Genomic DNA, 22563 nt, shown 5'->3' on the forward strand with positions numbered 1-22563 from the left:
CGACGTGCTGCATCAGATGGCGCGCTGCCACACGCCGTCGCGCAGCATCAGCACGATGGGGGCGCCGAGCTCGTCGTGCGCGGAGAGCGTGATGTAGGTGAGGTCGTTGCCGGCGACGACGCTGTCGAGCGGCAGATCGGTGGTGGCCGACCATCGATGGAGGCTGGTCGAGCCGGAGACGCTCGCCTGGAGGTCGGAGAGCACGGCGGCGATGTCGGCACTGCTGTAGAGCTGGGTTCTCGGGAGGTCCTTCTGCATCTCCGGAATGTACCCCGATTTGTCCCCCAGATGGCTGGGAGGTTGCCGAGTCATCCGGGTCTTGGACGGCGCTCTTCGACAGCAGTCGAAACGGGTGGCTGATGTCTTCGACCGTCGCGCGCACCTCGGCACTGAGGGCGCTCGTACGCTGACGGCACGCTGCGCCGCAGCACGAGGGAGAACCATGCTGAAGTCCATCCGCCGCAGGCGCCCTCGCGGTGCGGAGGCAGTGGGCACTACCCGCATCCCGCGCAGCGTGCTCATCGCCTTCACGCTCCCCACGATCGTGCTGGGCATCATGCACGGCCCCGAAGGCGTCATCCAAGGCGTCTACGCCAAGCACGCGGGCCTCGCCCTCGGCGGCCTCGCGATCGCGCTGCTGGTGACGAAGATGTTCGACGCCATCACCTACCCGCTGATCGGCAGCCTCTCCGACCGCACCTATGCCCGCACCGGGTCGCGACGCGGCTGGATCATCGGCGGCACGATCATCTCGGTCGTCGGCATGTGGGCGCTGCTGCACCCGCCGGCCGAGCCGACCGTCGTCTACTTCGGCGTCAGCATGTCGGTGCTGTACCTCGGGTGGAAGACGGTCGAGATCCCGCTGCAGGCGTGGAGCTACAACCTCAGCGCCGACCACGCGCAGCGCGCCCGCGTGCAGGGCTGGCGCGGCATGGGCCAGGTCGTCGGCCAGCTGCTGTTCTTCTTCGTGCCTGCCCTCGCGTTCGGGCTCGGCGTCTCCGACTCCACCGAGATCGACTTCCGCAGCCTCGGGGTGCTCGCTGTGATCGCCCTCGTCGCGATGCCCGTCGCGGCTGCGGTCATGCTGCTCGTGGTGCCCTCCGGCGCGGTGACGACGGCCGAGTCCGTCTCGGCGACGCTGCGCTCGCGAGCGCGAGAGACCCTGCGCGCGCTGCGCGGCAACCCGCCGCTCATGCGCCTGCTCGCGGCCTTCCTGCCCGTCAACCTGCTCGCGGGCATGAGCGGCGGCCTCGCCTATCTCTACATGGATGTCTACCTCGGGCTCAGTGCCGAGCTGCCGGCGGTGCTCGCGACGTCGCTCGTGACGAGCATCATCGGCATCCCGATCTGGACCGCGCTCTCAGCGCGCTTCGAGCGCCACCGCGTCTGGGCCGTCGCCCTCATCCTCGGCGCCATCGCGTGCGCGTCCTTCGTGCTCGTGCAGCCGGGCCCCGGCGCGTTCCTCGGCTGCATCCTGCTGTTCCCGATCGTCACGCTCGTGCTCTCTGGATCCGTCGTCGTCTACACGATGTCCGCGGACGTCGTCGACTACGGCCGCCTCCATACCGGCCGCGACCACGGTGGGCTCTACGGCTCGATGTTCGCGTTCCTGCAGAAGTCGCTCCTGGGCGTCGCTGGGGCGCTGGGGCTCGGGCTCGTCGGCGCGTTCGGATTCGACGCCGAGGGCGGCGTGCAGACCACCGCGGCCGTCGTCGGCATCACGTTCGGGTTCTCGATCGCGCCCGCCCTCGGCCTGCTCGCCGCCGCGGCCATCATCTGGCGGTACCCGCTCGACCGCGCGGCGATGGCAGAGGTGCAGGCGGGGCTCGAGGCCGTCGAGGCCGTCGAGGCGTCAGGGGCGGGTGCGACCGCGGCGATCCCGAAGGTCACCGGTGGGACGCGCGATGCCTGACGCGCGCGACGCCGCTGACGGGGCGACCGCCGACGTGCCCCTCATCGATCCACCCGAGCGCTCCATGGTGCTCGCTGACGGCCGCCGCACGACGTGGCAGGAGTTCGGCGTCGCTGACGGCCGGCCCGTGCTGTACCTGCACGGGGGCGGCTCGACGAGCATCGAGGGCGGCATCTTCCACCGCGAGGCCGTGCACCACGGCGTGCGGCTCATCGCCACGAACCGGCCCGGCGCGCGCGGCTCGACGCTCGCACCGGGGCGGCCCGCCATCGCCTACGCCGACGACGTCGCGCAGGTGCTCGACCACCTCGGCGTCGAGCGGATGTCGTGCTTCGGGGAGTCGAACGGCGGACTGATGACGATGGTGGTGGCCTCCGGCCTCCCCGATCACGTGGCGAGCGCCGCCCCCATCAACCCGACCCTGCCGTGGTTCGACCCCGCCGCACGTCGGGTCTCCTCGCGCAGCACCGCGCTCGCCTACCGGCTGCTGCGCCATGCGCCCGGTCTGCTGGCGGCGATGGATGCGCGAGCCAGCCGAGGTGGGGGAGCGGACGAGCGCTCGAGCAGGTTCGCCGACCCTGACCTGGTCGGGCCGCCGCCGGGCACGGAACCCGACGTCGCGGCGCTGCACCGCCGCATGCTGGCGGAGCGCGCCGGCAAGGAGGCGCTGCTCGCCGAGCTGCGCCTGGCGGGCCGGCCGTGGGGCTTCGACCACTACGGCATCAGCGCGCCGCTCGATCTCTTCTGCGGTGAGCAGGATGTGCAGGCGCCGTTCGCGCGCGTGCTGGCCGAGCGCAACCCCGACGCGCGCTTCCACTCCTTCGCCTACGGCCACCACGGCTTCTCGCACCCCGATGCGCGTCGCCGCATCGTCGAGACGCTGCTCGCCCGTGCCGACGCCTGACCGACCCGCCGGCGCTGACGTCGGCGGCGACCGACCGGCCGACGAGCACCGACCGACCGAGCAGCCCCGGCCGACCGACCAGACCCGACCGACCGAGAAGAGAGGGATCGCCATGGATCTCACCGCTGACACGCCAGAGACGATCGCCTGGCAGCAGGAGCGCGTCGCGCTCGCCGACGCCGCGCTCGCCGAGCTGCCCGCCCGCGAGGGCTTCGTGCGCAGCGTCGCCGCGCACCTGGCCGACACGCACCGGCACCCGCTCGTGCGCCGTGGCGGCCGCTGGTTCCAGCGCGCCTCGGTCCGCGACTCCGACGACCAGCCCGTCGTGGTCGTGCGCGATGCCCCCACGGGAGCGCCGCGGGTGCTCGTGGATCCGAACGCCCTGAGCGCCGAGCGCGGCACCATGGTGACCCTGGTCGACGTCAGCGCCTCGCCCGACGGGCGCATGCTCGCCTACGCGGCCGCTGAGGCAGGCACAGAGCAGGCCTCGCTCACGGTCGTCGACGTCGAGACCGGCACCGCGACTCCCATCGACGTGCCGGGCAACGCGCTCGGCATCGTCTGGCTGCCCGACTCCACGGGCTTCTGGTTCACGACCGCCGAGGTGCGCGAGGGCGCGCTCGCCTTCCTGCTCCGGCAGCACCTGCTCGATGCGCCCGCCCCCGAGCCGATCGCCGTGCCCGCCGGCGTCATCTCGCCTGCGATCGTCGTCTCGCCCGACGGGCGGCACACGGCGCTGCGGGCCGGCAACACCGCGCAGCGGTTCGACTGGCTCATCGCCGACGGCGAGCTCGTGCCCTTCCTGCGCGACGTGCCGGGCGGATGCACCGGCGTGCTCCACGGCGATGCGCTGCTCGCGGTCGTCGACGACGGCGCCCCGCGCGGACGACTCGTGCGGATCCCCATCGCGACGGCTGCGGATGCGTCGACCTGGGTCGAACTCGTCGCGGAGTCTGACGACGTGCTGCGCACCGTCGCGGTCGTCGGCGACGTCATCGTGCTCGGCTTCCTGCGCGACGCCGCGGCGCAGCTGCGGCTGCTCGACCTCGACGGCGGCCCGCTCGGCGACATCGACATCGAGCCCGGCAGCATCGGCGAGCACCCCGTCGGGGCATCCCACCCGGCGCTCGCCATGTTCGTCTTCAGCGACGACGAGATCTCCTTCGTGCACTCGACGTTCCGCTCGTCGTGGGCGACCTACCGCTACGTCGTGAGCGAGCGCCGGCTCGAGGTCGTCGAGCCCGCACACGTCGCCGTCGATGACCTCACGGTCACGACGATCAGCGCCACCTCCAGCGACGGGGCCGAGGTGCTCGCCCACGTGGTGCACCGCGCCGACCTCGACCGCTCGCAGCCGCAGCCGACCCTGCTGTGGGGCTACGGCGGGTTCCACGTCGGCTACCTGCCCTCGCTCGACGCCGCGAACACCGCCTGGGTGCGCGCCGGCGGCATCTTCGTGCTCTCGCACCTGCGCGGTGGCGGCGAGCTCGGCGCCGACTGGTGGCTCGGCGGTCGCCGCGAGGTGAAGCAGCGCACCTTCGACGACCTCTACGCCGTCGCCGAGCGCCTCGTCGCCGAGGGGTGGACGACGCCGGAGCGCCTCGCCGTGAAGGGCGAGAGCAACGGCGGGCTCCTCACCGCCGCAGCGCTCGTGCAGCGGCCGGAGCTGTGGGCCGCCGTCGTCAGCGACGTGCCCGTCACCGACCTGCTCGAATACCACCGCGACCCGATCACCTACGCGATCGGCCGCGAGGAGTACGGCGACCCCCTCGACCCCGTCGAGCGGGAGTGGCTGCGTGCCGTCAGCCCCGTGCACCACGTCGTCGACGCCGACTACTCGCCGCTGCTGATGACGGGCGGCGCGAACGATCCGCGCTGCCCCGTGTGGCACATCCGCGTCTTCGTGGATGCTGTCGAGCGCGCGCAGCAGGGCACGGCCCGCCCGCTCATGCGCGTCTACGACGGGCAGGGCCACGGCGCCGCGGGCGTCAGCGATGAGTCGGCACGGCATGCCGACTGGCTCGCCTTCGTCGCCCACCACACGGGGCTCCACGATGAGCCCAGCGCCGTCGGCGCGCATGCAGAAGCCGGTCACCATGGCTGAGGGCTACTCGCACATCGTCATCGGCGCGGGCGCCGTCGGCTCGGCCGCCGCCTACTGGCTCTCGGAGGCCGGGGCCGAGCGGGTGCTCGTGCTCGAGCAGTTCTACCTCGTGCACACGCTCGGCTCCTCCGGCGACCACTCGCGCATCATCCGCCGCGCCTATCACCACGAGGCCTACACGCGGCTGACCGACGCCATGTTCGACGCCTGGGCGCACGTCGAGGAGCGCTCGGCGCTGCCGGTCTACTTGCGCACCGGCGGCATCGACCTCGCGGCCGCCGGCACGCACGGCGCCGACGAGCTCGACGGCTACGCCCGGGCGATGGATGCGGCGGGCATCGGCTACGAGCGCCTGGGTGTCGACGACGTGCGCGAGCGCCACCCGCAGTGGCGCGTCGAGGACGACGTCGTCGGTCTCTCGCAGGTCGACGGCGGCATCCTCGACATCCGCCGGTCGGTGTCGGCGCACACCTCGCTCGCGATGGCGGCCGGTGTGGAGCTCCGCCCGCGCACGCGGGTGACGGGGGTGCGGCTGCGCGATCGCGGCGTCACCGTCGAGACCGCGGACGGGCCGATCGACGCCGACCACCTCGTCGTCGCGGCCGCGTCGTGGCTCGGTGACCTCATGCCCGATCTCGGCCTGCGCTTCCGGCTGACGCTGTCGCAGGAGCAGGTCGGCTACTTCTCCGGCCCGAACCTGGCCGACTTCGCCCCCGATCGGTTCCCCATCTGGATCCACCACGGCGAGGAGGCCGTGCACTACGGCTTCCCGGTCTACGGCGAGGCCGCCGTGAAGGTGGCGCGCGACATGCGCGGCCACTTCATCGACAGCGACCAGCGCGTCTTCGTGGGCGACGACGACGAGCCGCGACGGCTGCACGCGTTCCTCGCCCAGCACCTGCCGGGTGCTGCGGGCTCGCTGCTCATGAGCAAGACCTGCGTCTACGACATGCCCGCCGACCGCGACTTCGTGCTCGACACCCTGCCGGGGCATCCGCACGTCGCCGTATTCAACGGCGCGGGGCACGCGGGCAAGTTCGCGAGCCTCGTCGGCAGCATCCTCGCCGACCTGCTCACCGTCGGGGCGACACCGCACGACATCGGCGCCTTCCGGCTCACGCGGCCGGCGATCGTCGATCCCGACTTCGAGCCGGTGTTCAGGCTGCGCGCGCAGCCCGCCTGATCGCCGTCGATGCCTCGGGCCGGGCAGGCGCGCGTCGGTATGCTTCCGAGCATGGCGGCCGACCTCCAGCAGCTCGTGCAGTCGCTGGCGCTCCGGCTCGACCGCTCCGTCGCGATCGACGATGCTCGACTGCGGCTGCTCGCGCACAGCTCGCACCGCGGCGACGTCGACCCGATCCGCGCCGAGTCGATCCTGCGGCGCGCGGTGCCACCGGGGGTCGTGGAGCACGTGCACGCCTGTCGCGACGACGCCACCGGTCGCTACCTCGTCACACCGCGCGAGGATCTCGGCCTGCTCGACCCGCGCGTGGGGCAGCCGATCCTGCAGCAGGAGACCCTGCTGGGGTTCGTGTGGCTGCTCGCCTCTGAAGGGCCGATCGACGAGGCGCAGCTCGCGGCGCTGGAGGGCGCTGCCGCCGAGGCGAGCGTGCTGATCCACGGCGAGTTCCTGCGCGCGACCGCATCGCGCGATCGCGAGCGCGAGCTCGTCGAGCGGTTGCTCGGCGCCGACTCAGGGGAGCGGGCCGCTGCCGCCGTCGCGCTGCGCGCCGAGGGACTCTTCGCCGGGTCGCCCTACGCGGTGCTGCACGTCGAGATCGACCGCGGCGGCGAGCCGACGGCCGAGGAGGATCCGATCGCGCTCGCCGCGGCCATCGCGGCGGCGCGCAGCAGGCGAGCGTCTCACGACGTGCTCTCGATGGAGCACCGCGACCACGCGGTGCTGCTCGTCGCCGAGGCGCAGCCCGACGCTGCCGAGGAGGCGTTCCTCGCGCTCGGCGAGGCGCTCCGCACCGACGTGCTGCGCGCGACCGAAGCCGAGCGCTGCTGGGTCGGCATCGCGCGCGTGCGCACCGACCTGGCGCAGGCAGCGGAGGCTGCCCACGAGGCTCGCCGTGCCGCTCGCATCTGCCGGCGCGTCGACGCGGTCGGGCCCATCGCCTCGATCGACGGCACCGGCGTCTACGCCCTGCTCGACCACGTGCCCGACGACGCGCTGCGCGCGATCGCCAACCCGCGGCTGCTCGCCCTCATCGCCGACGAGCGCCGCGGCGACCCCCTCGTGCGCACCCTCGAGGTCTTCCTCGACACCGCTGGCGACGTTCGCGCCGCATCCGAGCTGCTCTTCGCCCACCGCACGAGCCTCTACTACCGCTTGCGGCGCATCCAGGAGCTCACAGGTCTCGACCTCGCCAGCGGCGACGACCGGCTGCGCGCCCACCTGACGCTGAAGATCGCCGACCTGCTCGGCATCGGCGCCCGCGACTGACGCGCGTTCGTCCATCTGTCGCAATCGCCAGGCCGGATGCTCGACGATTCGCGGAGGAGTGCGCGCGGTGCCCGTCGATAGCGTGCTCGGAGGCACACCGACGGCACGACGAGGGGCACGCGCATGGCTGCAGCACCGGGCACGACCGAGCAGCGAGCGGATGCGGTGGCCGGGACCGCGCAGGAGGCCGAGGCCCGCGCGATCCTCGACGACGCCTGGCGCATCGTCGACCCCGGTGCCGCCGAGGGCCACGTCGAGCTCACGATCCCCGACGTCGGGCCGGAGGCGGTCGCGCGGCGCGCGCGCGCGGCGCGGGCGCTCCTGGCCCGGATCGCCGAGGTCGATCCCGCGTCGCTGCCGATGCCGCTCTCGCTCGACCTCGCGGCCGCGGCGGCGATGGCAGAGCGCTGGGATGTCGACGACGACGACTACTGGCTCACCTTCGACCCGATGGGCATCGGCTTCCCCAGCATGTTCGCGCCGTCGGCATACTCCGGCGGGTTCCTGCTCGGCAGCGTGCACGAGACGCTGACGCGCGCGTCGATCGATGGCGACGCCGACGTCGCGCGCCACGTGCGGCTGCTCGCCGACTACGGCCGCCTGGTGCGGCAGCTCGCGGATCGCACGGCCGGCCAGGCCGAGCGCGGCATCGTGATGCCTGCCCGGCAGCTCGCGACGGCCATCCCGCTCGTGCAGGCGCTGCAGCAGGCGGGGCGGGCGGTGCTCGACGGCGTCGTGGAGCGGTCGCGCGCCTCGCTGTCGGAGGCATCCCTCGCGCAGATCGAGGAGCGCACGGTCGCAGAGGTCGACGCAGCCTTCGCCGCAGTGCTCGCCGTGCTCGAGGCGCCCGACTACGCGGCGCGGGCACCCGAGCGCGTCGGGCTCGGTCAGTTCCCGGGCGGTCACGACGCCTACGAGCGCACCGTGCGCATCCACACCACGCAGGACCTCTCGGCGCAGGAGGTGCACGATCGCGGGCTGGCGCGCATGGCGCGCATCCTCGGCGAGATGCGGGAGCTCATGTCGAGCCAGGGCTTCGACGGCACGCCGCAGGAGTACCTCGAGCGCCTCGCCGACGACCCCGCCTGGAGGGCCCACGACGCTGAGGGCATCGCGGCGCACTTCCAGCGGGCCATCGATCGCATCGAGCCCGAGCTGGCCGCCCACTTCGGCAGGCTGCCGAGCGCGCCCTACGCGGTCGACGCCGTGCCCGATGCCGTCGCGGGCTCGATGACCTTCGGCTACTACGCGGCGCCGCAGCCCGACCGCGAGGTCGGCGTCTACCTCTTCAACGCGCGACACCTGGCGAAGGCCGCGCTGCCGCACATCGCGGCGCTGACCTACCACGAGCTCATGCCGGGCCACCACCTCGACATCGCGGGCAAGCAGGAGTCGACGGGCCGCCACGCGCTCGGCCAGCACCTGTCGCTGAGCGCCTTCAGCGAGGGGTGGGCCGAGTATGCGGCCCGCTACGCGGGCGAGATCGGCATGTATGTCGAGCCCGAGGAGCGCTTCGGGCGACTGATGATGGATGCGTTCCTCACCTCGAGGCTCGTCGTCGACACCGGCATGAACGCGCTCGGCTGGGAGCTCGAGCGCGCCCGCGACTACATGCGCGAGCACGCGTTCCTCGGCGAGGCGGAGATCGCCTCCGAGACCCTGCGCTACTCCTGCGACATCCCCGGCCAGGCGCTCGCCTACAAGCTGGGCGACGACTTCTTCTTCGACCTGCGCGAGGAGCTGCGCGCCGCGCTCGGCGACGGCTTCGACGTGCGCGCGTTCCACGAGGCGGTGCTGGCCGCGGCGGGGCTGCCGCTGCCGTTCGTGGCCGAGCACGTGCGTCGCGAGCTCGCGGCCTGATGGTGCAGGAGCCCGTGCCTGAGCCCGTGCTGTCGCCAATGCTGTCGCCGAGTGAGACCTCGCCGACCGAGCAGTCGCCGACCGAGCAGTCCTCAGCCACGACGCCGCCGACCATGCTCGAGCGCTACCGCCTCGCCGCATCCCTCGCGCCCGACCGCCTGCCCGCGCTCATGCACAACCGACGCGTCGAGCCGACCTGGCTCGGCGAGGGCGATGCGTTCACCTACACCCGGCAGTGCGAGGACGGCGTCGAGGAGTGCGTGCTCATCGACCCTGTCGCCGGCACGCGCGCCGTTGCCCCCTCGCTCGCTGCGCTCGGCGTGCGCGAGCCCGACATCGCTGCAGCGCCCGCCGGCGTGCTGCTCGGGCCCGACGGCCGCGGCCTGCGCCGCCGCGACCACGACCTCTGGCTGCTCGACGGCGACGCCGAGACGCGGCTGACGAGCGACGGCGAGGAGGGCTTCGCGTGGGGAGCGCTGCCGTCCGACTCCAACATGGTCGTGCCCTTCCGCCGCATGGGCCTCGACCTGCCGCCCGTCGCCACCGTGCACTCGCCCTCCGGTCGGCGCGCGCTCACGATGCGCGTCGACGAGCGGCGGATGCGTGTGAAGCACATGGTCGAGAGCGTCGCGCCGGGCGGTGGGGCGCGCCCCGAGTGCCACGAGTGGCGCCTGCAGCTCGAGGATGAAGGTGCACCGCCGCCGAGCGAGTGCCGGATCCTCGACCTCGACAGCGGCACCGCGGTCGACGTCGACGTGACGGACGAGCTGGGCTCGCGCGTCGTCGTCAACGGCACGAGCGAGGTCACCTGGTCGGCCGACGAGACGCGCCTCTACCTGCTGCGCTGCGCGCCGGGCGACGCGGGAGCCGTGATCGTCGAGGTCGACGTGGCGACGGGGCAGCGCCGCGACGCCGTCGTGCTCGATGAAGGGCCGCTCTACGAGCCGAACCAGTTCCTGTACCACCTGCCGCTCGTGCGGGTGCTGCCGGAGTCGGGCGAGGCGCTGCTGTTCTCGCAGCGCGACGGCTGGGGGCACCTCGCCCTCTACGACCTCGCCAGCGGCGAGTGCCTGCACCGCGTCACCGACGGCGACATCGTCGTGCGCGACATCCTGCACGTCGACGTCGAGCGCCGCGAGGTCACCTTCGTCGCCGGCGGCGCCGATGACGGCTGGCACCCGCTGTGGCGCCGCGTCTACCGCGCCGGCCTCGACGGCGGCACGCAGCGACTGCTGACGCCCGAGCCCGCAGACCACGACGTCGCCGGGCCGCAGCCGCAGTTCTTCCACCTGGTCTTCGGCAAGGGGCGCCCGCCGGTCGAGCCCGTGAGCCCCTCCGGCCGCTTCTTCGTCGACCACGTCTCGACCGTCGACCAGCCGCCGGTCATCGTGCTGCGCGACGCCGAGCAGGGCGGCCGCATCGTGCTCGAGCTCGAGCGCACCGACGTGCAGCCGCTGCTCGACGCGGGCTACGTCGCCCCGCGCGCCTTCCGGGCGATCGCCGACGACGGCGTGACCGAGCTCTGGGGTGTCATCGCGATGCCCGAGCATCCGCACGATGCGCAGCGCATCCCGATCGTCGAGGACGTCTACGCGGGCTTCCAGATCGCGCACGCCCCGCACGCCTACCTCGGCGCGAGCGGCATGTCGAGCCGTCAGGGCAACCTGCCCGCCTACACGGCGCTCGGCTTCGCCGCCGTGATGGTCGACGGCCGCGGCACCCCCGGCAGGGATCGCGCCTTCCGGCAGTGGACGCACCGCCAGGGCCACACGAGTCGTGGGCTCGAGGATCACGTGACGGCGATCGCGTCGCTCGCAGATGCCGATCCGCGCCTCGATCGCACGCGCGTCGGCGCCGTCGGCCACTCCTACGGCGGCTACAACGCCGCCCGCCTGCTGCTGCGCTTCCCCGACGACTACCGCGCGGCTGTCAGCAGCGCCGGCGTGCACGACCCCGCGAAGATGCGCTTCGGCGCCTGGGACTGGCACCTGGGTGCGGGGCCCGACCGCGCATCCGCCGAGTACCGCGAGCTGGGCAACCTGCACCTCGCCGACCGGCTCGAGGGAGACCTGCTGATCGCGTGCGGCGAGATCGACGAGAACGCGACCGTCGACCACTCGCTCGCGCTCGCCCGCGCCCTCATGGATGCTGGCAAGCGCTTCGACCTGCGCATCTGGCCGGGCGTCGACCACTACCGCATCGACGCCTACGCGCGCATGACCTTCTGGGATCACCTCGTGCGGAGCCTGCTCGACGAGCGGCCGCCGCGGGGCTTCGCGCCGAGCTGACGAGCTGCCGTCCCGCCGGGCGGCCCTGCCGCCGGCCGCCCTGATGCCGGACCCCTTGCGCCACGAAGGACCTGGTGCGCAGGGTCGTCATTGGCGGGAAGGGTCCGCCTTCCGGCTCCATGCTGCGAGGCGGAGGTCAGCGCTCCGAGGTCGGTGCTGCTGCGCGGTCGGCGACCGGGTTGACGATAGCCGCGCCCTGCGCTGCCGCGGCCCGGCCCCCTTCGGTCCGGGACGGCATCCGCTGCATGATGCGGCGCAGCACCAGCCAGGCGATCAGGCCGATCACCGCGAGCACGACGAGCGCCGGCATCGACTGGCCGAGGCCATAGAGGAAGGTCGCGCCCCAGGCGAGGCAGCCCTGCCAGCCGGCCACGAGGCCATCCCAGAAGCTCGGCGTGCCGGTCGGTCCCTCCACGGTCGTCGAGCTGATCCGCACCTCGATCGTCGACATCGACACCAGCTCGTCGAGCGCGCGCTGCTGCGACAGCAGGCTCTCGAGCTCAGAGGTGCGCTGCGTGAGCTGCGCCTCGACCTCGAGCAGCGTCTCGGTGTCGGCGGCAGTGGTGAGCAGCTCGGTGAGTCGCTCGACGGATGCGCGGGAGGCATTCACCCGCACCTCGAGATCGCGCACCTGGTTGGTGACCACCTCCTCGCCGAGGTCGAGCGTCGTGACGTCGGCGAGGCCGCGCAGCGTGTCGAGCATCGCCTCGACCTCGGCGGCCGGCACCCGCACGGTGAGGATCGCCCAGGCGGGCTCGAAGTCGGTCGAGGCACCCTCGGCACGCCGGTCGATGGTGCCGCCGCGAGCCTCCGCGGCGTCGCTGACGGCGTCGGCGACCCGCAGCGGCTCGCCAGCCCGCATCTCGACGCTGCCGGTGACGATGACGGCGCGATCCTCGACGGCCGCGCCGGGGAGGCCAGGGGCGCCCGCCGCGCCGGTGTCGCCCGCGCCGGCGTCCTGCGCGCTCGACTCGGCGTCGCCGCCTGGGGCCTGCTCGGGGCTCACGCCGCCCCAGTCGGGTGAGGATGCGGATTCGGCCACGCCCGGCCCGCCACCCGTGGCGGTGCAGCCGGCGAGGAGGACGGTGCCGGCGATCACGATGCCGGCCATCGAGAGGGTTCTGCGGGTCATGCTTCCAGCGTGCGCGCGAGACGCCCGAAGCACAGCCCAACCTTTGCTGCGACTCGAGCGTCGGGGTGCCTGGTCCAGCCATGATCGAACTCCTCCGTCCTCCGTGTCGATCGTGCGCGCATCCGCTCGTCATCACTGCGACGAGCCACACCGGCACCCCACGAGAGGAACGACCATGACCACCATCACCGCCTTCCAGAGCATCACCCTCGACGGCGTCATGCAGGCGCCGGGGCGTCCCGACGAGGACACCCGCGGCGGCTTCGCGCACGGCGGCTGGGGCAACGGCTACCAGGACGAGGTGTCGATGCAGTTCGCTGCCGAGGGCATGGCCGGCGGCGGCGCGCTGCTCTTCGGCCGCCGCACCTACGAGGATCTGCTCGGCTTCTGGACGAGCTTCGACCAGCCGAACCCCTTCACCGACGTGCTCGTGCAGTCGACGAAGCACGTCGTGACACGCGACCGCGAGGCGACCGCCGCCTACCCGAACACCGCGCTGCACGTGGGCGAGGGGGCGCAGACCGTCGCGGCGCTGAAGTCCGAAGGGGGAGAGGACCTCACGATCATGGGCAGCGGCGAGCTGACCCGTGCGCTGCACGCGGCCGGACTGATCGACAGCTACGTGCTGCAGGTGCACCCGATCGTGCTCGGCTCGGGCACGCGGCTCTTCGGTGAGGGCGACCGCACCGACCTACGGCTCGAGCGCAGCATCCCGACCGGCACGGGCGTGATCATCGCTCAGTACGCTGTGGCCTGACATCGCCGTCTGACTGCGACTGGCGCTGCACGCGAGAGGTGAGGCACCCATGCGCTACACACTGCTGCTGCACTACGAGGAGCACGACACCGAGTCGCTCGGCGACGAGACCATGGCCGAGGGGCAGGCTGCGTTCGCGAGCTACGCAGCGACACTGCATGCTGCGGGCGTGCTGGTGGCCGCCGAGGTGCTGCAGCCCTCGACGGCGAGCACGACGGTGCGGATGCGCGACGGGGCCCTGCAGGTGCAGGACGGCCCGTTCGCCGACACCAAGGAGCAGCTCGGCGGCACGGTCGTGATCGACGTGCCAGACCTGGATGCGGCGATCGCCGCCGCGCGCGAAGCGCCGCCCGTGCACTGGGGCACCGTCGAGATCCGCCCGGGCGCCGTGTTCGCGGTGGACGGGGTCTGGGTGCCGAACGCATGACCGCGGCGGAGGCCCGCGTCGCCGCAGAGCGCGCGGCGCGGGCCTCCTATGGCCGGCTCGTCGCGGTGCTCGCGGCGTCGACCGGCGACCTCGCGCTGGCCGAGGACGCCCTGGCGAGCGCCTTCGAGCGGGCGCTCACGCGCTGGCCCGTCGACGGCGTGCCCGACAACCCGGAGGGGTGGCTGCTCACCGTGGCTCGCAACGCCCAGCGCGACGTGTGGAAGTCGTCGGCCGTGCGCGCATCCGCCCCGCTGCTCGAAGCCAGCGCGCACGTCGACCCGCTCGCCGAGCACGACCCGCTCGCGATCGGCGAGCGGCGACTCGAGCTGCTGTTCGTCTGCGCGCACCCGGCGATCGACGCGGCGGCGCGCACGCCGCTCATGCTGCAGGCGGCGCTCGGCTTCGATGCCGCCGACATCGCCCGCGCGTTCGCCGTGCCGCCCGCGACGATGGCGCAGCGGCTCGTGCGGGCGAAGCGGCGCATCAAGGATGCGCGGATCCCGTTCGCCGTGCCCGACCGGCGGGCGATGCCCGAGCGGCTGCCCGCGGTGCTCGAAGCGATCTATGGCTGCGCGGCGCTGTCGTGGCGGGGCGATGCGGCCTCGCTCGCGGGCGAGGCGCAGTACCTGGCGGTGACGCTCGCGACGATGCTCGAGTGCGAATCGGAGGCGTGGGGGCTCGCGGCGCTGACGACGCTGATGCTGGCGCGGCGGCTGCCGGGCGCGGGTGGAGCACTGTTCGTGCCGCTCGACGAGCAGGATCCGGCATCGTGGGATGCGGCGCTGATCGCCGAGGGGGAGTCGTACCTGCGGCGGGCGTCGGGCGCGGGGATGTCGGGCGCTGCTGCCAGTGGCCGCGCGGCCGCGCCGCCCGGGCGCTTCCAGCTGGAGGCGGCGATCCAGGCGGTGCACTGCGATCGGGTGCGCACGGGGGTGACTGACTGGGCCGCGCTGCGCGTGCTCTACGCCGCGCTGCTGGCGGTGGCGCCGAGCCTGGGCGCTCAGGTCGCGGCGGCGGTCGTCGCGGGGCACCTCGACGGGCCGGAGGCTGGCCTCGCGGCACTGCCCGCGGACGCCAAGGGCTTCCAGCCCTGCTGGGCCGCACGCGCGGCCCTGCTCGCCGCATCGGGGGCGGATGCGTCGGCTGCGTACGAGCGAGCGGCGGCGCTCGCGGGGGACCCGGCAGTGGCGGCACACCTGCGATCGCGCTCGGGGCAGACGCGTACGCGGTGATGTGTGTACAAAAGCGGACGCCGCCTCGGCGCTCGGCTCGACGCACCCCGCCTCGCGAGGGATCACGAGCGTGAGTACTGCCGCGGCCGCCGAGGTGCCCGCGGTGATGAAGAACACCGCGCTCGGCCCGAGCAGCGCCACGAACGTGCCCGCGAGCGCGGGCCCGAGGATCAGCCCGACCGCGGTGAGCGTCTCGCGCACCCCCACCAGGCGATCGAGCGAGACGCCGCTGCGCCGCACCACCGACGCCACGGGCACCTCGCGCGCGGTGGCTCCCGGCACATCCCCGAACGCACCGATGATGCCGAGCACCACGAACCACCAGAGCTCGAGCCCCCACAGCACGTCGACCACGGGCAGGGCCGCGATGGCACCGGCCGAGATCAGATCGGATGCGACGGAGAGGTTGCGCCGGTTCCACCGGTCGAGCACGAAGCCGGCGACCAGCCCGATCAGCACGGCGGGCACCGCCGTCGACGCGGCGATGACCCCCATGCTGAGCGGGCTGCCGGTGACCTGCAGGACGATGAGCGGCAGCGCCATCGCGGCGATGCCGTTGCCGAGCAGCGAGAGGAAGTGGGAGCCGAGGTAGGCGATGGCGAGAGGGTGCATGCCCCCACTGCACACGCTGACGTCGCGTCGGGGTCAAGCGGGCGGCCAAGCCCCTACTTCCGCGCCTTCGCCTCCGCCTTCGCGGCCTTGAGGGCAGCCCTGGCGGCATCGCGCTCGGCGGTCGCCTCGGCCTTCGCGTCGATCGCGCGCAGCCGCTCCGTGGCCTTCGCCACCGCATCCGCCGCCTTCGCCTCTGCCTGCCGCAGCTCGATGCGCGCCCGCTCGACGAGCTTCGCCGCCTCGCGCACCTGCTTGTCGCTCGCGATCGCGGTCGGCAGGGCATGGATCGGGTCGTCCTGCTCGTTGCGCTCGAGCCAGCGCTCGACGCCGTCGAGCAGGCGCCGGAGGCCGAAGCCGAAGCCCACGTCGGCGTCGGTCTCGCGGTACTCGAAGACGCCGGCGCGCACGGCGGGCGCCAGCAGCGGGAACCGCTCGTCGGTCACGAGCGCCGGCAGCGCCTGCCGCACCGCGTCGTCGACGGCGGCGTTGCTCGACGCCTTCGCGTAGAGGCCGATGTAGCCGAGCAGCAGCAGCAGCGTCGGCAGCTTGCCCGCGTCGGGCATGCGCACGCCCTCGAGCGCGGCGAGGCCGTCCTCGATGATCGCGAGCCGGTTGGGGGTCGTGGGCGTCGACGACGGCGGCAGGTCGGCCAGCCACGGATGCGCGTCGTAGGTCGTGCGCACGAACATCGCCCACTCGGTGAGGCGCTCGCGCCACGTGCTGCCGGCGCCCGGCACCGTCACCTCGCTCGCGGTGTCGAACATCAGCAGCAGCAGATCGTCCTTGCCGGTGACGTAGCGGTAGAGGCTCATCGGCGCCGCGTTGAGCTTGGCCGCCACCTTGCCCATGCTGACCGCATCCAGCCCGTCCGCGTCGGCGAGCTCGATCGCGGCCTCGACGATGCGCTCGGTGCTGAGCTCCCGCTTGGGGCCGCGGTGCGGCAGCGCGGCGACGCCCCACGTCACCGCGTGGGCGTGGGGGAGGGCGGGGGTGTCGGGATGCTGGTCGGGATCGGCCACGCTGGCGGCGTCGATCGGCAGGTGCAGGTCGGCCGGGTGTCGAGGGTCGGTCATGCGCTCACTGGCGATCGTCGGGGTGCGTGCCGGTGCGCTCGCCGGTCTCGAGCGCGGCGATCTGCGCCATGTCGTCGTCGGTGAGGCTGAAGCCCTCGACGTCGCGGTTCTCGGCGAGGCGGTGCGGATGCGTCGACTTGGGGATGAGGGCGCCACCGAGCTGCAGGTGCCAGCGGATGACCGCCTGCGCGGGGCTCACGCCGTGGCGTCCCGCGATCTGCCCGATCGTCGAGTCCTGGAGCACGCGGGCTCGGCCGAGCGGGCTCCACGCCTGCGTGATGATGCCGTGCTGTGCGTGGAAGGCGCGCAGCGCGTGCTGCGGCAGCCAGGGGTGCGACTCGACCTGATTGATGGCGGGCGCGACACCGGTCTCGTCGATGAGGCGCTGCACGTGCTGCTCGGTGAAGTTGCTGACGCCGATGGTGCGCACGCGGCCCCCGCGCTGCAGCTCGACGAGCTCGCGCCAGACGTCGACGTAGCGCTCGCGGGCGGGGCGCGGCCAGTGGATCATGTAGACGTCGATGCGGGTGCCGAGCGCTCGTTCGCTGGCGTCGAAGGCGCGGCGAGCCGCTTCCGGGGTCTGCTCGGGGTCGCCCCAGAACTTGCTCGTGACCGTCAGCGCTTCGCGGTCGATGCCGTCGTCGACCGCCTGTGCGAGCGCCGCGCCGAGCGCCGCCTCGTTGCCGTAGAACTCGGCGCCGTCGATGAGTCGGTAGCCCGCCTCGAGCCCGGCCGCGACGACGCGCTCGGTCTCCTCTGGCGCGACCTTGTACAGCACGAAGCCGAGCGCCGGGATGCTGCCGCTGCCGTCGTCGAGCTCGAGGGTGCGGGGCATGCCGTCGATTGTGTCAGGCGACGGACGGGCGCGTGGTGTCGCGGTCGGCTCGCGGCGGCCCGCGACGGCCCGCGGGCGCACCGATGCCGCGGTGATGCTGCCCCGATACGGTGGCGATGCACGCTCGATCACACCGCTCGGCGATTGGAACCACGATGACGTCTGCTGCTCCCAGCCCTCAGACCTCCGGCAGCGCGGCCCCGACCACGCCGCAGCTCGGGCGCGTCGGCCTCTGGCGCAGCGGCCCGCTCCTCACGCCCGAGCTGGCGGCGGCGGTCGAGCGGCTCGGCTACGGCACCATCTGGATCGGCGGCTCGCCCGCCGCCGACCTGCAGATCGCCGAGCGGCTGCTGGAAGCCACCGAGCACGTCACGGTCGCCACCGGCATCGTCAACATCTGGTCGTCGCCTGCAACCGAGGTGGCCGCCTCCTTCCACCGGCTCGAGCTGGCGCATCCCGGTCGCTTCCTGCTCGGTGTCGGCATCGGTCACCGCGAGGCGATCGGCGACCGCTACCAGAAGCCCTTCGCTGCACTCGTGGAGTACCTCGACACCCTCGACGCTGAGGGCGTGCCAGCCGAGCGGCGCGTGATCTCGGCCCTCGGCCCGCGCACGCTCGAGCTGGCCGCCGCGCGATCTGCGGGCACGCATCCGTACATGACGACCCCCACGCACACGCGCTTCGCCCGCGAGACGATCGGTCCGGAGGCGCTGGTCGCGCCAGAGCAGCGGCTCGTGCTGGGCACGGATGCAGTGGCGGCGCGCGAGGCGGCGCGCGGATTCCTCGAGCGCTACCTGGCGCTCGCGAACTATCGCCGCACGCTCGAGTCCCACGGGTTCACCGCTGCAGAGCTCGACGACGGTGCGACGGACGAGGCTGTCGACGCGCTCGCACCGCACGGCACGGCCGCAGATCTGGCCGTGGCGGTGGAGGCGCAGCTCGATGCCGGCGCCGATCACGTCTGCGTGCAGCTGCTGCCGCAGCGCGACGATCCGATGGCGGGCCTGGAGGCGCTCGCGACGGAGCTCAGCCTGCGCTGACGCGGCGTCGCTCGCGCGAGCGATCGCCCGGACTCACGACTCCTGCACCAGCCGCATCGAGATGAGCTCGCGGAACCCGGCCTGCCGCGCGAACCGCATCGGGCGTCGCTCGTCGATCGTGAAGCCGAGCTTCGCGTAGAGCCCGAGGGCTGCGGCGTTGGTGTCCTTGATCTCGGCGAGCACGTACTCGCTGTAGGCGGGCAGCGCGAGCAGGTGTCGCAGCAGCGCGGTCGCGACCCCTCGCCCCTGGAACGCCGGCTCGGTCGAGACGAAGCCGATCTCGGCGACGTGCGGCCGCTGGTCCTTCGCCGGCGGCATGAACCAGCGCTGGATCACCGCTGCCGCGACGCGGCCCCGCACCGGGCCGAGGTGCCGCCTGATCTCGGCGGGGCGAGGGTCGAAGAGCGTCTCGGCGCCGGAGGTGAGCGAGGCGAGGCCGGCGGGCTCGCCGTCGACGAGCGCGACGAAGAAGCGCTCGAGCAGCAGCATGTGCTCGAAGGCGTCGGCGAGCTTCGAGGTGTCGCGGGAGAAGCCCGCGAAGTCGTCGGCGAAGGCGCGCACGTAGACCTCGGTGATGCGGCGGCGGTAGGGCTCGCCGAGCGCGTCGCCGCGCTGCACCGTGATGGTGGCGTCGGGCATGGCGGTCCTTCGGCTCGTGAGCGCTCAGCCGGCCGGTGTCGTCGGCTGCCGGTGGGTCCAGCCGTCGCCGTCGCGCAGGTACTCCACCCGCACGTGCTTCCGGTCGAGTGTCGCCTGCAGGAACACGAACCGTGTCGCGTCCAGCGCCCACAGCACCCAGTCGGGGTTCTGCTCGCCTGCGTAGCTCGGGCGCTCCTGCCAGTCTGCCTGCGACGCATCCGGACCCAGATCGGTCACGAAGCCCGAGGCCTCCACCTGGCGGCCGAGCGCGCGCCAGAAGAACAGCGCTGTGGCGACGGGGCGCGCCTCGAGCTCGCCCGCCTTGCGCGAGCCGCGGTTCGACGAGAACTGCAGGCCGCGCTCGTCGACGTCCTTGACGATGAGCGTGCGGCTCGCCGGCGCTCCGTCGTCGCCGATCGTGCTGAGCGTGAACGCGCTGGGCTGGCGCTCGCCGCTGGCGATCGCGTCGTCGAGCCAGTGGGTGAAGAGGTCGAGCGGATGCGTCGGCACGCCCTCGGCGTCGAAGCTCGGCATGGTCTCGGGGAACGTGGGCAGCGCGCGGAGGCGCTCGCGGAGCTCGCTCATGCCCGCCACCCTACGCCGCCGCTCGCCGCTCGCCGCTCGCTGCCCGCCGCTCGCTGCCCACAGCCCGCTGCTCGCTGCCCGCAGCCCGCCGCTCGCTGCCCGCAGCCCGCCGCCCGCGAAGTCGGACCCCTCCCGCAGAGCGCGACCTGGTGCACCGGGTCGCCCGTGGCGCAAGGGGTCGGCAATCTGCGGGTGAGCGACCGGCGCGGCTCAGCGAGGCAGCTCGACCGGCGCCGTGTCCGGCGGCTCGCCGATGCCGTGCCGCAGGTCGGGCTGGTGGCGACGGAACACCGCAGCGATCGCGGTCGCGACCGCCACCATCGCGACCGCGACCCAGATCGCGCCGACGCTGCCGACCGCGTCGATCGCGACGCCGGCGGCGGCAGAGCCGAGCGCCGCGCCGAGCAGCTGGCCGGTGCCGATCCAGGCGTAGGCCTCTGGGGTGTCGGCGAACTTCACGGTGCCGGCGATGATCGCCGAGAACGCCGCGAGCGCGGGCGCGGTGCCGACGCCGGCGATGAACAGCGCGATCGAGAGCCCGACGACCTCGGTCATCGGCAGCGCGATGGCCATGCCGAGCAGCACGATCGACAGGCGGATCGCGACCGACCAGGGCGTGATGGCCTTGCCGCCGAGCGCGAAGCCGCCGATCAGCGAGCCGAGCGCCGAGACGCCGAGCACCAGGCCGGCCTCGAGCGCGCCCTCGCCGAAGGTCGCGACGACGCCCGCCTCGACGGCGGAGAAGCCGCCGATGAACATCGCCGACACGACGACCGACAGCAGCACGGGCGGCTTGCGCAGCACGCGGCCGAGCTTGCGGGTCGTCGGCGGGATGCGCAGCTTGCGCACCTCGGGCGAGACGATGAACAGCAATGCGCCGAAGAACTGGATGCCGAGGGTCACGAGCAGCGTGGGACCGGTGCCCATGATCGACACCAGCAGCGTCAGCAGCACCGGCCCGAACACCCAGATGATCTCCTGCAGCGCCGCGTCGAACGAGAACAGCGGCGAGAGCAGCCGCTGCGGCACCATGCGCGGGTAGAGCGTGCGCACCGTCGGCACGACAGGCGGCATCGCGGCGCCCGCGACGATGCCCGCGAGCACGTCGGCCCACAGCGGCACCTCGAGCACCGACATCGCCAGCAGCGCCGCGATCGAGACGAGCGTCGTCACGACGAGCACCTGCACGGTGCCGAAGCGGCTCATCAGGCGCGAGACGAAGGGGCCGGCGACGGCCATGCCGACGGAGAACGCCGCGAGCACGAGACCGGCGGCCGTGTAGGAGCCGTGCTGGTGCTCCATGTGCATGAGGATGCCGAGCGAGTACATGCCGGCGGGGAAGCGGGCGACGAGCTGCGCGAAGATGATGCGCGCCAGCCCCGGAACCCTCAGGACCTCGCCGTACGCATGCACCAGCAGATCCTATGGCCAGCGAGTGACGTGCGCGATGTCGCGCCGACGCGGCGGATGCGCGGCGGCGCGTCGCGCGTCAGTCGGTGCGCGGCGTCTTGATCAGCAGCCCGGCAGCCAGGAAGACGAGCGCCGCGACGAAGTGCGAGACCGCCCAGATCGTGCCCTCGAACGCGAACGGGGCGACCGGGTTCCAGGCGACGGCGATCGCCACGAAGACCGGCACCCACCACCAGTGCTTCGCCTGGATCGCGAACCACGCGACGATCAGCGCCAGGATCGCGACGACGTAGCGCATCGGCTCATCCCAGGTGCCGGCGAGCCAGGCCTGCGACACCACCAGCGCGATCGCGGCGAGGATGCCGGGGGCGAGCGCGTTGCGCTGGAAGGCGGGGCCGTATCGCTTGTCGTCCATGGTGCTCCCAGCCTACGAGGACGGGGCTGGCGGAGCGTGCTCACCGGGTCTATGGTTCGGCCAAGCAGCGAGGAGCACCGATCGTGCGCACGCATCCCTCCAACCGACAGCATCCGCCTCGTCCGCGCCGCGCACGCGGCATCGCCGCAGCCATCGTCGTCGCGAGCGCCGCGCTCTCGATGGCCGGATGCTCGGCCGCCGACGATGCGATCCGGATCGTCTCCGGGGGCGTGGCGCGAGCGGGCGACGACGTGCTGCGGCAGTCGCCGACCCCTGCCCAGCTGCGCCAGGTGACGGACGACGTCCTCGTCGATCTGCGCGCCACGCATCCGCAGCTCTTCGACGATGCCGCCGCGGCCCGCGATGAGGTGTGGAGCGATCCGGACGGCTACTGGGCGATCTCGCAAGCCTGCGGGCTCGCGGTCGAGGTCGCTGCCGGGCAGCTGCCCACGGAGACGGCGGACGGCTTCCAGCGCGTCGCCGACGTCGCGGGTTCCCTGCACAGCGGCTATTCCATGGCCGCGAACGCGCGCGACGTCATCGCCGTCTACGGCGCATGGACGGAGGGCAGGCAGTCGGAGGCGGCCGTCAAGCTGTCCGTCCTGCTGTTCCAGCACCAGTACTGCTGAGCGCGCCGATGCACCGCGGCATTCACTCGCCGACGCGCACCACGAGCTTGCCCTGCACGCGACCGGCCTCGAGCGTGCGCAGCGCATCGACGCTCTCGGTCAGCGGATAGGTGCGCTCCATCACAGGGCGCAGCCTGCCTGCGGCCAGCTCGGCGGCCACGTGCTCGAGGTCGGTGGCGCGCGCGGCTGCGAGCATCGCCCGCGCGTCGACCCTGCAGCTTCCCGGTGCTGGTGCTGACCACCGTGACGACACGGCCGGC

General features: G+C 73.0%; 21 protein-coding genes and 1 pseudogene. 12 read left to right on the forward strand and 10 right to left on the reverse strand.

Annotated elements, in window-relative coordinates; all coding sequences use genetic code 11:
• Positions 1-12: 12 nt before the first annotated feature.
• Entirely contained in the window at positions 13-258 is a 246-nt protein-coding gene (locus tag BQ6202_RS02460; RefSeq protein WP_072312888.1) for a hypothetical protein, read from the reverse strand.
• 184 nt (positions 259-442) lie between these two features.
• Here BQ6202_RS02460 and BQ6202_RS02465 point away from each other — a divergent pair, with 184 nt between their 5' ends.
• From BQ6202_RS02465 to BQ6202_RS02495, 7 genes are all read left to right on the forward strand, one after another.
• Positions 443-1912, forward strand: a complete 1470-nt coding sequence (locus tag BQ6202_RS02465) for an MFS transporter (RefSeq protein WP_072312889.1) — start codon at positions 443-445, stop codon at positions 1910-1912.
• Positions 1905-2816 carry an alpha/beta fold hydrolase gene (locus BQ6202_RS02470; protein WP_083586976.1) on the forward strand — a complete coding sequence of 304 codons (912 nt, stop codon included), beginning with the start codon at positions 1905-1907 and terminating at the stop codon, positions 2814-2816. The genes BQ6202_RS02465 and BQ6202_RS02470 overlap by 8 nt, the downstream gene beginning before the upstream one ends.
• Entirely contained in the window at positions 2803-4920 is a 2118-nt protein-coding gene (locus BQ6202_RS02475; protein ID WP_072312891.1) for a prolyl oligopeptidase family serine peptidase, read from the forward strand. The genes BQ6202_RS02470 and BQ6202_RS02475 overlap by 14 nt, the downstream gene beginning before the upstream one ends.
• Positions 4913-6103 carry an N-methyl-L-tryptophan oxidase gene (gene solA / locus BQ6202_RS02480; RefSeq protein ID WP_072313169.1) on the forward strand — a complete coding sequence of 397 codons (1191 nt, stop codon included), beginning with the start codon at positions 4913-4915 and terminating at the stop codon, positions 6101-6103. The genes BQ6202_RS02475 and solA overlap by 8 nt, the downstream gene beginning before the upstream one ends.
• A gap of 51 nt (positions 6104-6154) precedes the next feature.
• Positions 6155-7369: a PucR family transcriptional regulator gene (locus BQ6202_RS02485; protein ID WP_072312892.1), complete on the forward strand. Its 1215-nt coding sequence runs from the start codon at positions 6155-6157 to the stop codon at positions 7367-7369.
• A 123-nt stretch (positions 7370-7492) separates the two neighbouring features.
• Positions 7493-9229, forward strand: coding sequence for a DUF885 domain-containing protein (locus BQ6202_RS02490; protein ID WP_072312893.1), 1737 nt, complete (start codon positions 7493-7495; stop codon positions 9227-9229).
• 14 nt (positions 9230-9243) lie between these two features.
• A complete protein-coding gene (locus BQ6202_RS02495) occupies positions 9244-11517 on the forward strand; it encodes a S9 family peptidase (RefSeq protein ID WP_143143615.1) in 2274 nt (757 codons plus the stop codon).
• 136 nt (positions 11518-11653) lie between these two features.
• On the opposite strand, the gene BQ6202_RS02500 is transcribed toward BQ6202_RS02495, so the two are convergent.
• The gene (locus tag BQ6202_RS02500; RefSeq protein WP_083586844.1) at positions 11654-12649 is read right to left on the reverse strand and encodes a DUF4349 domain-containing protein; all 996 of its coding nucleotides are present in this window, start codon (positions 12647-12649) and stop codon (positions 11654-11656) included.
• Positions 12650-12824: 175 nt separating this feature from the next.
• Here BQ6202_RS02500 and BQ6202_RS02505 point away from each other — a divergent pair, with 175 nt between their 5' ends.
• Genes BQ6202_RS02505 through BQ6202_RS02515 form a run of 3 tightly spaced genes read left to right on the forward strand, consistent with a single transcriptional unit; the run spans position 12825 to position 15065 of the window.
• Positions 12825-13406 carry a dihydrofolate reductase family protein gene (locus tag BQ6202_RS02505; RefSeq protein ID WP_072312896.1) on the forward strand — a complete coding sequence of 194 codons (582 nt, stop codon included), beginning with the start codon at positions 12825-12827 and terminating at the stop codon, positions 13404-13406.
• Positions 13407-13455: 49 nt separating this feature from the next.
• Positions 13456-13833, forward strand: a complete 378-nt coding sequence (locus BQ6202_RS02510) for a YciI family protein (RefSeq protein WP_072312897.1) — start codon at positions 13456-13458, stop codon at positions 13831-13833.
• Positions 13830-15065 carry an RNA polymerase sigma factor gene (locus tag BQ6202_RS02515; RefSeq protein ID WP_072312898.1) on the forward strand — a complete coding sequence of 412 codons (1236 nt, stop codon included), beginning with the start codon at positions 13830-13832 and terminating at the stop codon, positions 15063-15065. Before BQ6202_RS02510 ends, BQ6202_RS02515 begins: the two co-directional genes overlap by 4 nt.
• Positions 15066-15140: 75 nt before the next feature.
• Here BQ6202_RS02515 and BQ6202_RS02520 read toward each other — a convergent pair.
• The 3 genes and pseudogenes from BQ6202_RS02520 to BQ6202_RS02530 all read right to left on the reverse strand — a co-directional run.
• Positions 15141-15677, reverse strand: a pseudogene (locus tag BQ6202_RS02520) (MFS transporter); the annotation flags it as partial.
• A gap of 53 nt (positions 15678-15730) precedes the next feature.
• The gene (locus BQ6202_RS02525) at positions 15731-16750 is read right to left on the reverse strand and encodes a TetR/AcrR family transcriptional regulator (protein WP_072312899.1); all 1020 of its coding nucleotides are present in this window, start codon (positions 16748-16750) and stop codon (positions 15731-15733) included.
• Positions 16751-16754: 4 nt separating this feature from the next.
• Positions 16755-17585: an aldo/keto reductase gene (locus BQ6202_RS02530; RefSeq protein WP_072312900.1), complete on the reverse strand. Its 831-nt coding sequence runs from the start codon at positions 17583-17585 to the stop codon at positions 16755-16757.
• 155 nt (positions 17586-17740) lie between these two features.
• Between BQ6202_RS02530 and BQ6202_RS02535 the strand changes: the two genes are divergently transcribed.
• Positions 17741-18625, forward strand: a complete 885-nt coding sequence (locus BQ6202_RS02535; RefSeq protein WP_072312901.1) for a TIGR03620 family F420-dependent LLM class oxidoreductase — start codon at positions 17741-17743, stop codon at positions 18623-18625.
• A 33-nt stretch (positions 18626-18658) separates the two neighbouring features.
• On the opposite strand, the gene BQ6202_RS02540 is transcribed toward BQ6202_RS02535, so the two are convergent.
• The 4 genes from BQ6202_RS02540 to BQ6202_RS02555 all read right to left on the reverse strand — a co-directional run bounded on the left by BQ6202_RS02540 (position 18659) and on the right by BQ6202_RS02555 (position 21674).
• Positions 18659-19264: a GNAT family N-acetyltransferase gene (locus tag BQ6202_RS02540; RefSeq protein WP_072312902.1), complete on the reverse strand. Its 606-nt coding sequence runs from the start codon at positions 19262-19264 to the stop codon at positions 18659-18661.
• 24 nt (positions 19265-19288) lie between these two features.
• Positions 19289-19849 carry a pyridoxine/pyridoxamine 5'-phosphate oxidase gene (locus BQ6202_RS02545; RefSeq protein WP_072312903.1) on the reverse strand — a complete coding sequence of 187 codons (561 nt, stop codon included), beginning with the start codon at positions 19847-19849 and terminating at the stop codon, positions 19289-19291.
• Positions 19850-20059: 210 nt separating this feature from the next.
• Positions 20060-21262, reverse strand: a complete 1203-nt coding sequence (locus tag BQ6202_RS02550) for an MFS transporter (protein ID WP_072312904.1) — start codon at positions 21260-21262, stop codon at positions 20060-20062.
• A 76-nt stretch (positions 21263-21338) separates the two neighbouring features.
• On the reverse strand, positions 21339-21674 hold the full coding sequence (locus BQ6202_RS02555) for a DUF6804 family protein (RefSeq protein ID WP_072312905.1): 336 nt from the start codon (positions 21672-21674) through the stop codon (positions 21339-21341).
• A gap of 83 nt (positions 21675-21757) precedes the next feature.
• On the opposite strand from BQ6202_RS02555, the gene BQ6202_RS02560 reads away from it, so the two are divergent.
• The gene (locus BQ6202_RS02560) at positions 21758-22303 is read left to right on the forward strand and encodes a hypothetical protein (protein ID WP_072312906.1); all 546 of its coding nucleotides are present in this window, start codon (positions 21758-21760) and stop codon (positions 22301-22303) included.
• Between the two features lie 22 nt (positions 22304-22325).
• Here the strand turns inward: BQ6202_RS02560 and BQ6202_RS02565 are convergent, their stop codons facing one another.
• Complete coding sequence (locus BQ6202_RS02565) at positions 22326-22556, reverse strand: zinc-binding dehydrogenase (RefSeq protein ID WP_268753736.1); 231 nt, start codon at positions 22554-22556, stop codon at positions 22326-22328.
• Positions 22557-22563: the final 7 nt, after the last annotated feature.

Source organism: Agrococcus sp. Marseille-P2731, from assembly GCF_900117395.1.
GTDB lineage: Bacteria > Actinomycetota > Actinomycetes > Actinomycetales > Microbacteriaceae > Agrococcus.

What these genes read in the sequence shown, in the direction of transcription:
- solA (WP_072313169.1), top strand. Translation starts at nt 4,913, where the DNA reads ATGGCTGAGGGCTACTCGCACATCGTCATCGGCGCGGGCGCCGTCGGC.
- BQ6202_RS02460 (WP_072312888.1), bottom strand. Translation starts at nt 258, where the DNA reads ATGCAGAAGGACCTCCCGAGAACCCAGCTCTACAGCAGTGCCGACATC.
- BQ6202_RS02485 (WP_072312892.1), top strand. Translation starts at nt 6,155, where the DNA reads ATGGCGGCCGACCTCCAGCAGCTCGTGCAGTCGCTGGCGCTCCGGCTC.
- BQ6202_RS02470 (WP_083586976.1), top strand. Translation starts at nt 1,905, where the DNA reads ATGCCTGACGCGCGCGACGCCGCTGACGGGGCGACCGCCGACGTGCCC.
- BQ6202_RS02535 (WP_072312901.1), top strand. Translation starts at nt 17,741, where the DNA reads ATGACGTCTGCTGCTCCCAGCCCTCAGACCTCCGGCAGCGCGGCCCCG.
- BQ6202_RS02515 (WP_072312898.1), top strand. Translation starts at nt 13,830, where the DNA reads ATGACCGCGGCGGAGGCCCGCGTCGCCGCAGAGCGCGCGGCGCGGGCC.
- BQ6202_RS02510 (WP_072312897.1), top strand. Translation starts at nt 13,456, where the DNA reads ATGCGCTACACACTGCTGCTGCACTACGAGGAGCACGACACCGAGTCG.
- BQ6202_RS02545 (WP_072312903.1), bottom strand. Translation starts at nt 19,849, where the DNA reads ATGAGCGAGCTCCGCGAGCGCCTCCGCGCGCTGCCCACGTTCCCCGAG.
- BQ6202_RS02505 (WP_072312896.1), top strand. Translation starts at nt 12,825, where the DNA reads ATGACCACCATCACCGCCTTCCAGAGCATCACCCTCGACGGCGTCATG.
- BQ6202_RS02465 (WP_072312889.1), top strand. Translation starts at nt 443, where the DNA reads ATGCTGAAGTCCATCCGCCGCAGGCGCCCTCGCGGTGCGGAGGCAGTG.
- BQ6202_RS02530 (WP_072312900.1), bottom strand. Translation starts at nt 17,585, where the DNA reads ATGCCCCGCACCCTCGAGCTCGACGACGGCAGCGGCAGCATCCCGGCG.
- BQ6202_RS02500 (WP_083586844.1), bottom strand. Translation starts at nt 12,649, where the DNA reads ATGACCCGCAGAACCCTCTCGATGGCCGGCATCGTGATCGCCGGCACC.
- BQ6202_RS02540 (WP_072312902.1), bottom strand. Translation starts at nt 19,264, where the DNA reads ATGCCCGACGCCACCATCACGGTGCAGCGCGGCGACGCGCTCGGCGAG.
- BQ6202_RS02525 (WP_072312899.1), bottom strand. Translation starts at nt 16,750, where the DNA reads ATGACCGACCCTCGACACCCGGCCGACCTGCACCTGCCGATCGACGCC.
- BQ6202_RS02555 (WP_072312905.1), bottom strand. Translation starts at nt 21,674, where the DNA reads ATGGACGACAAGCGATACGGCCCCGCCTTCCAGCGCAACGCGCTCGCC.
- BQ6202_RS02490 (WP_072312893.1), top strand. Translation starts at nt 7,493, where the DNA reads ATGGCTGCAGCACCGGGCACGACCGAGCAGCGAGCGGATGCGGTGGCC.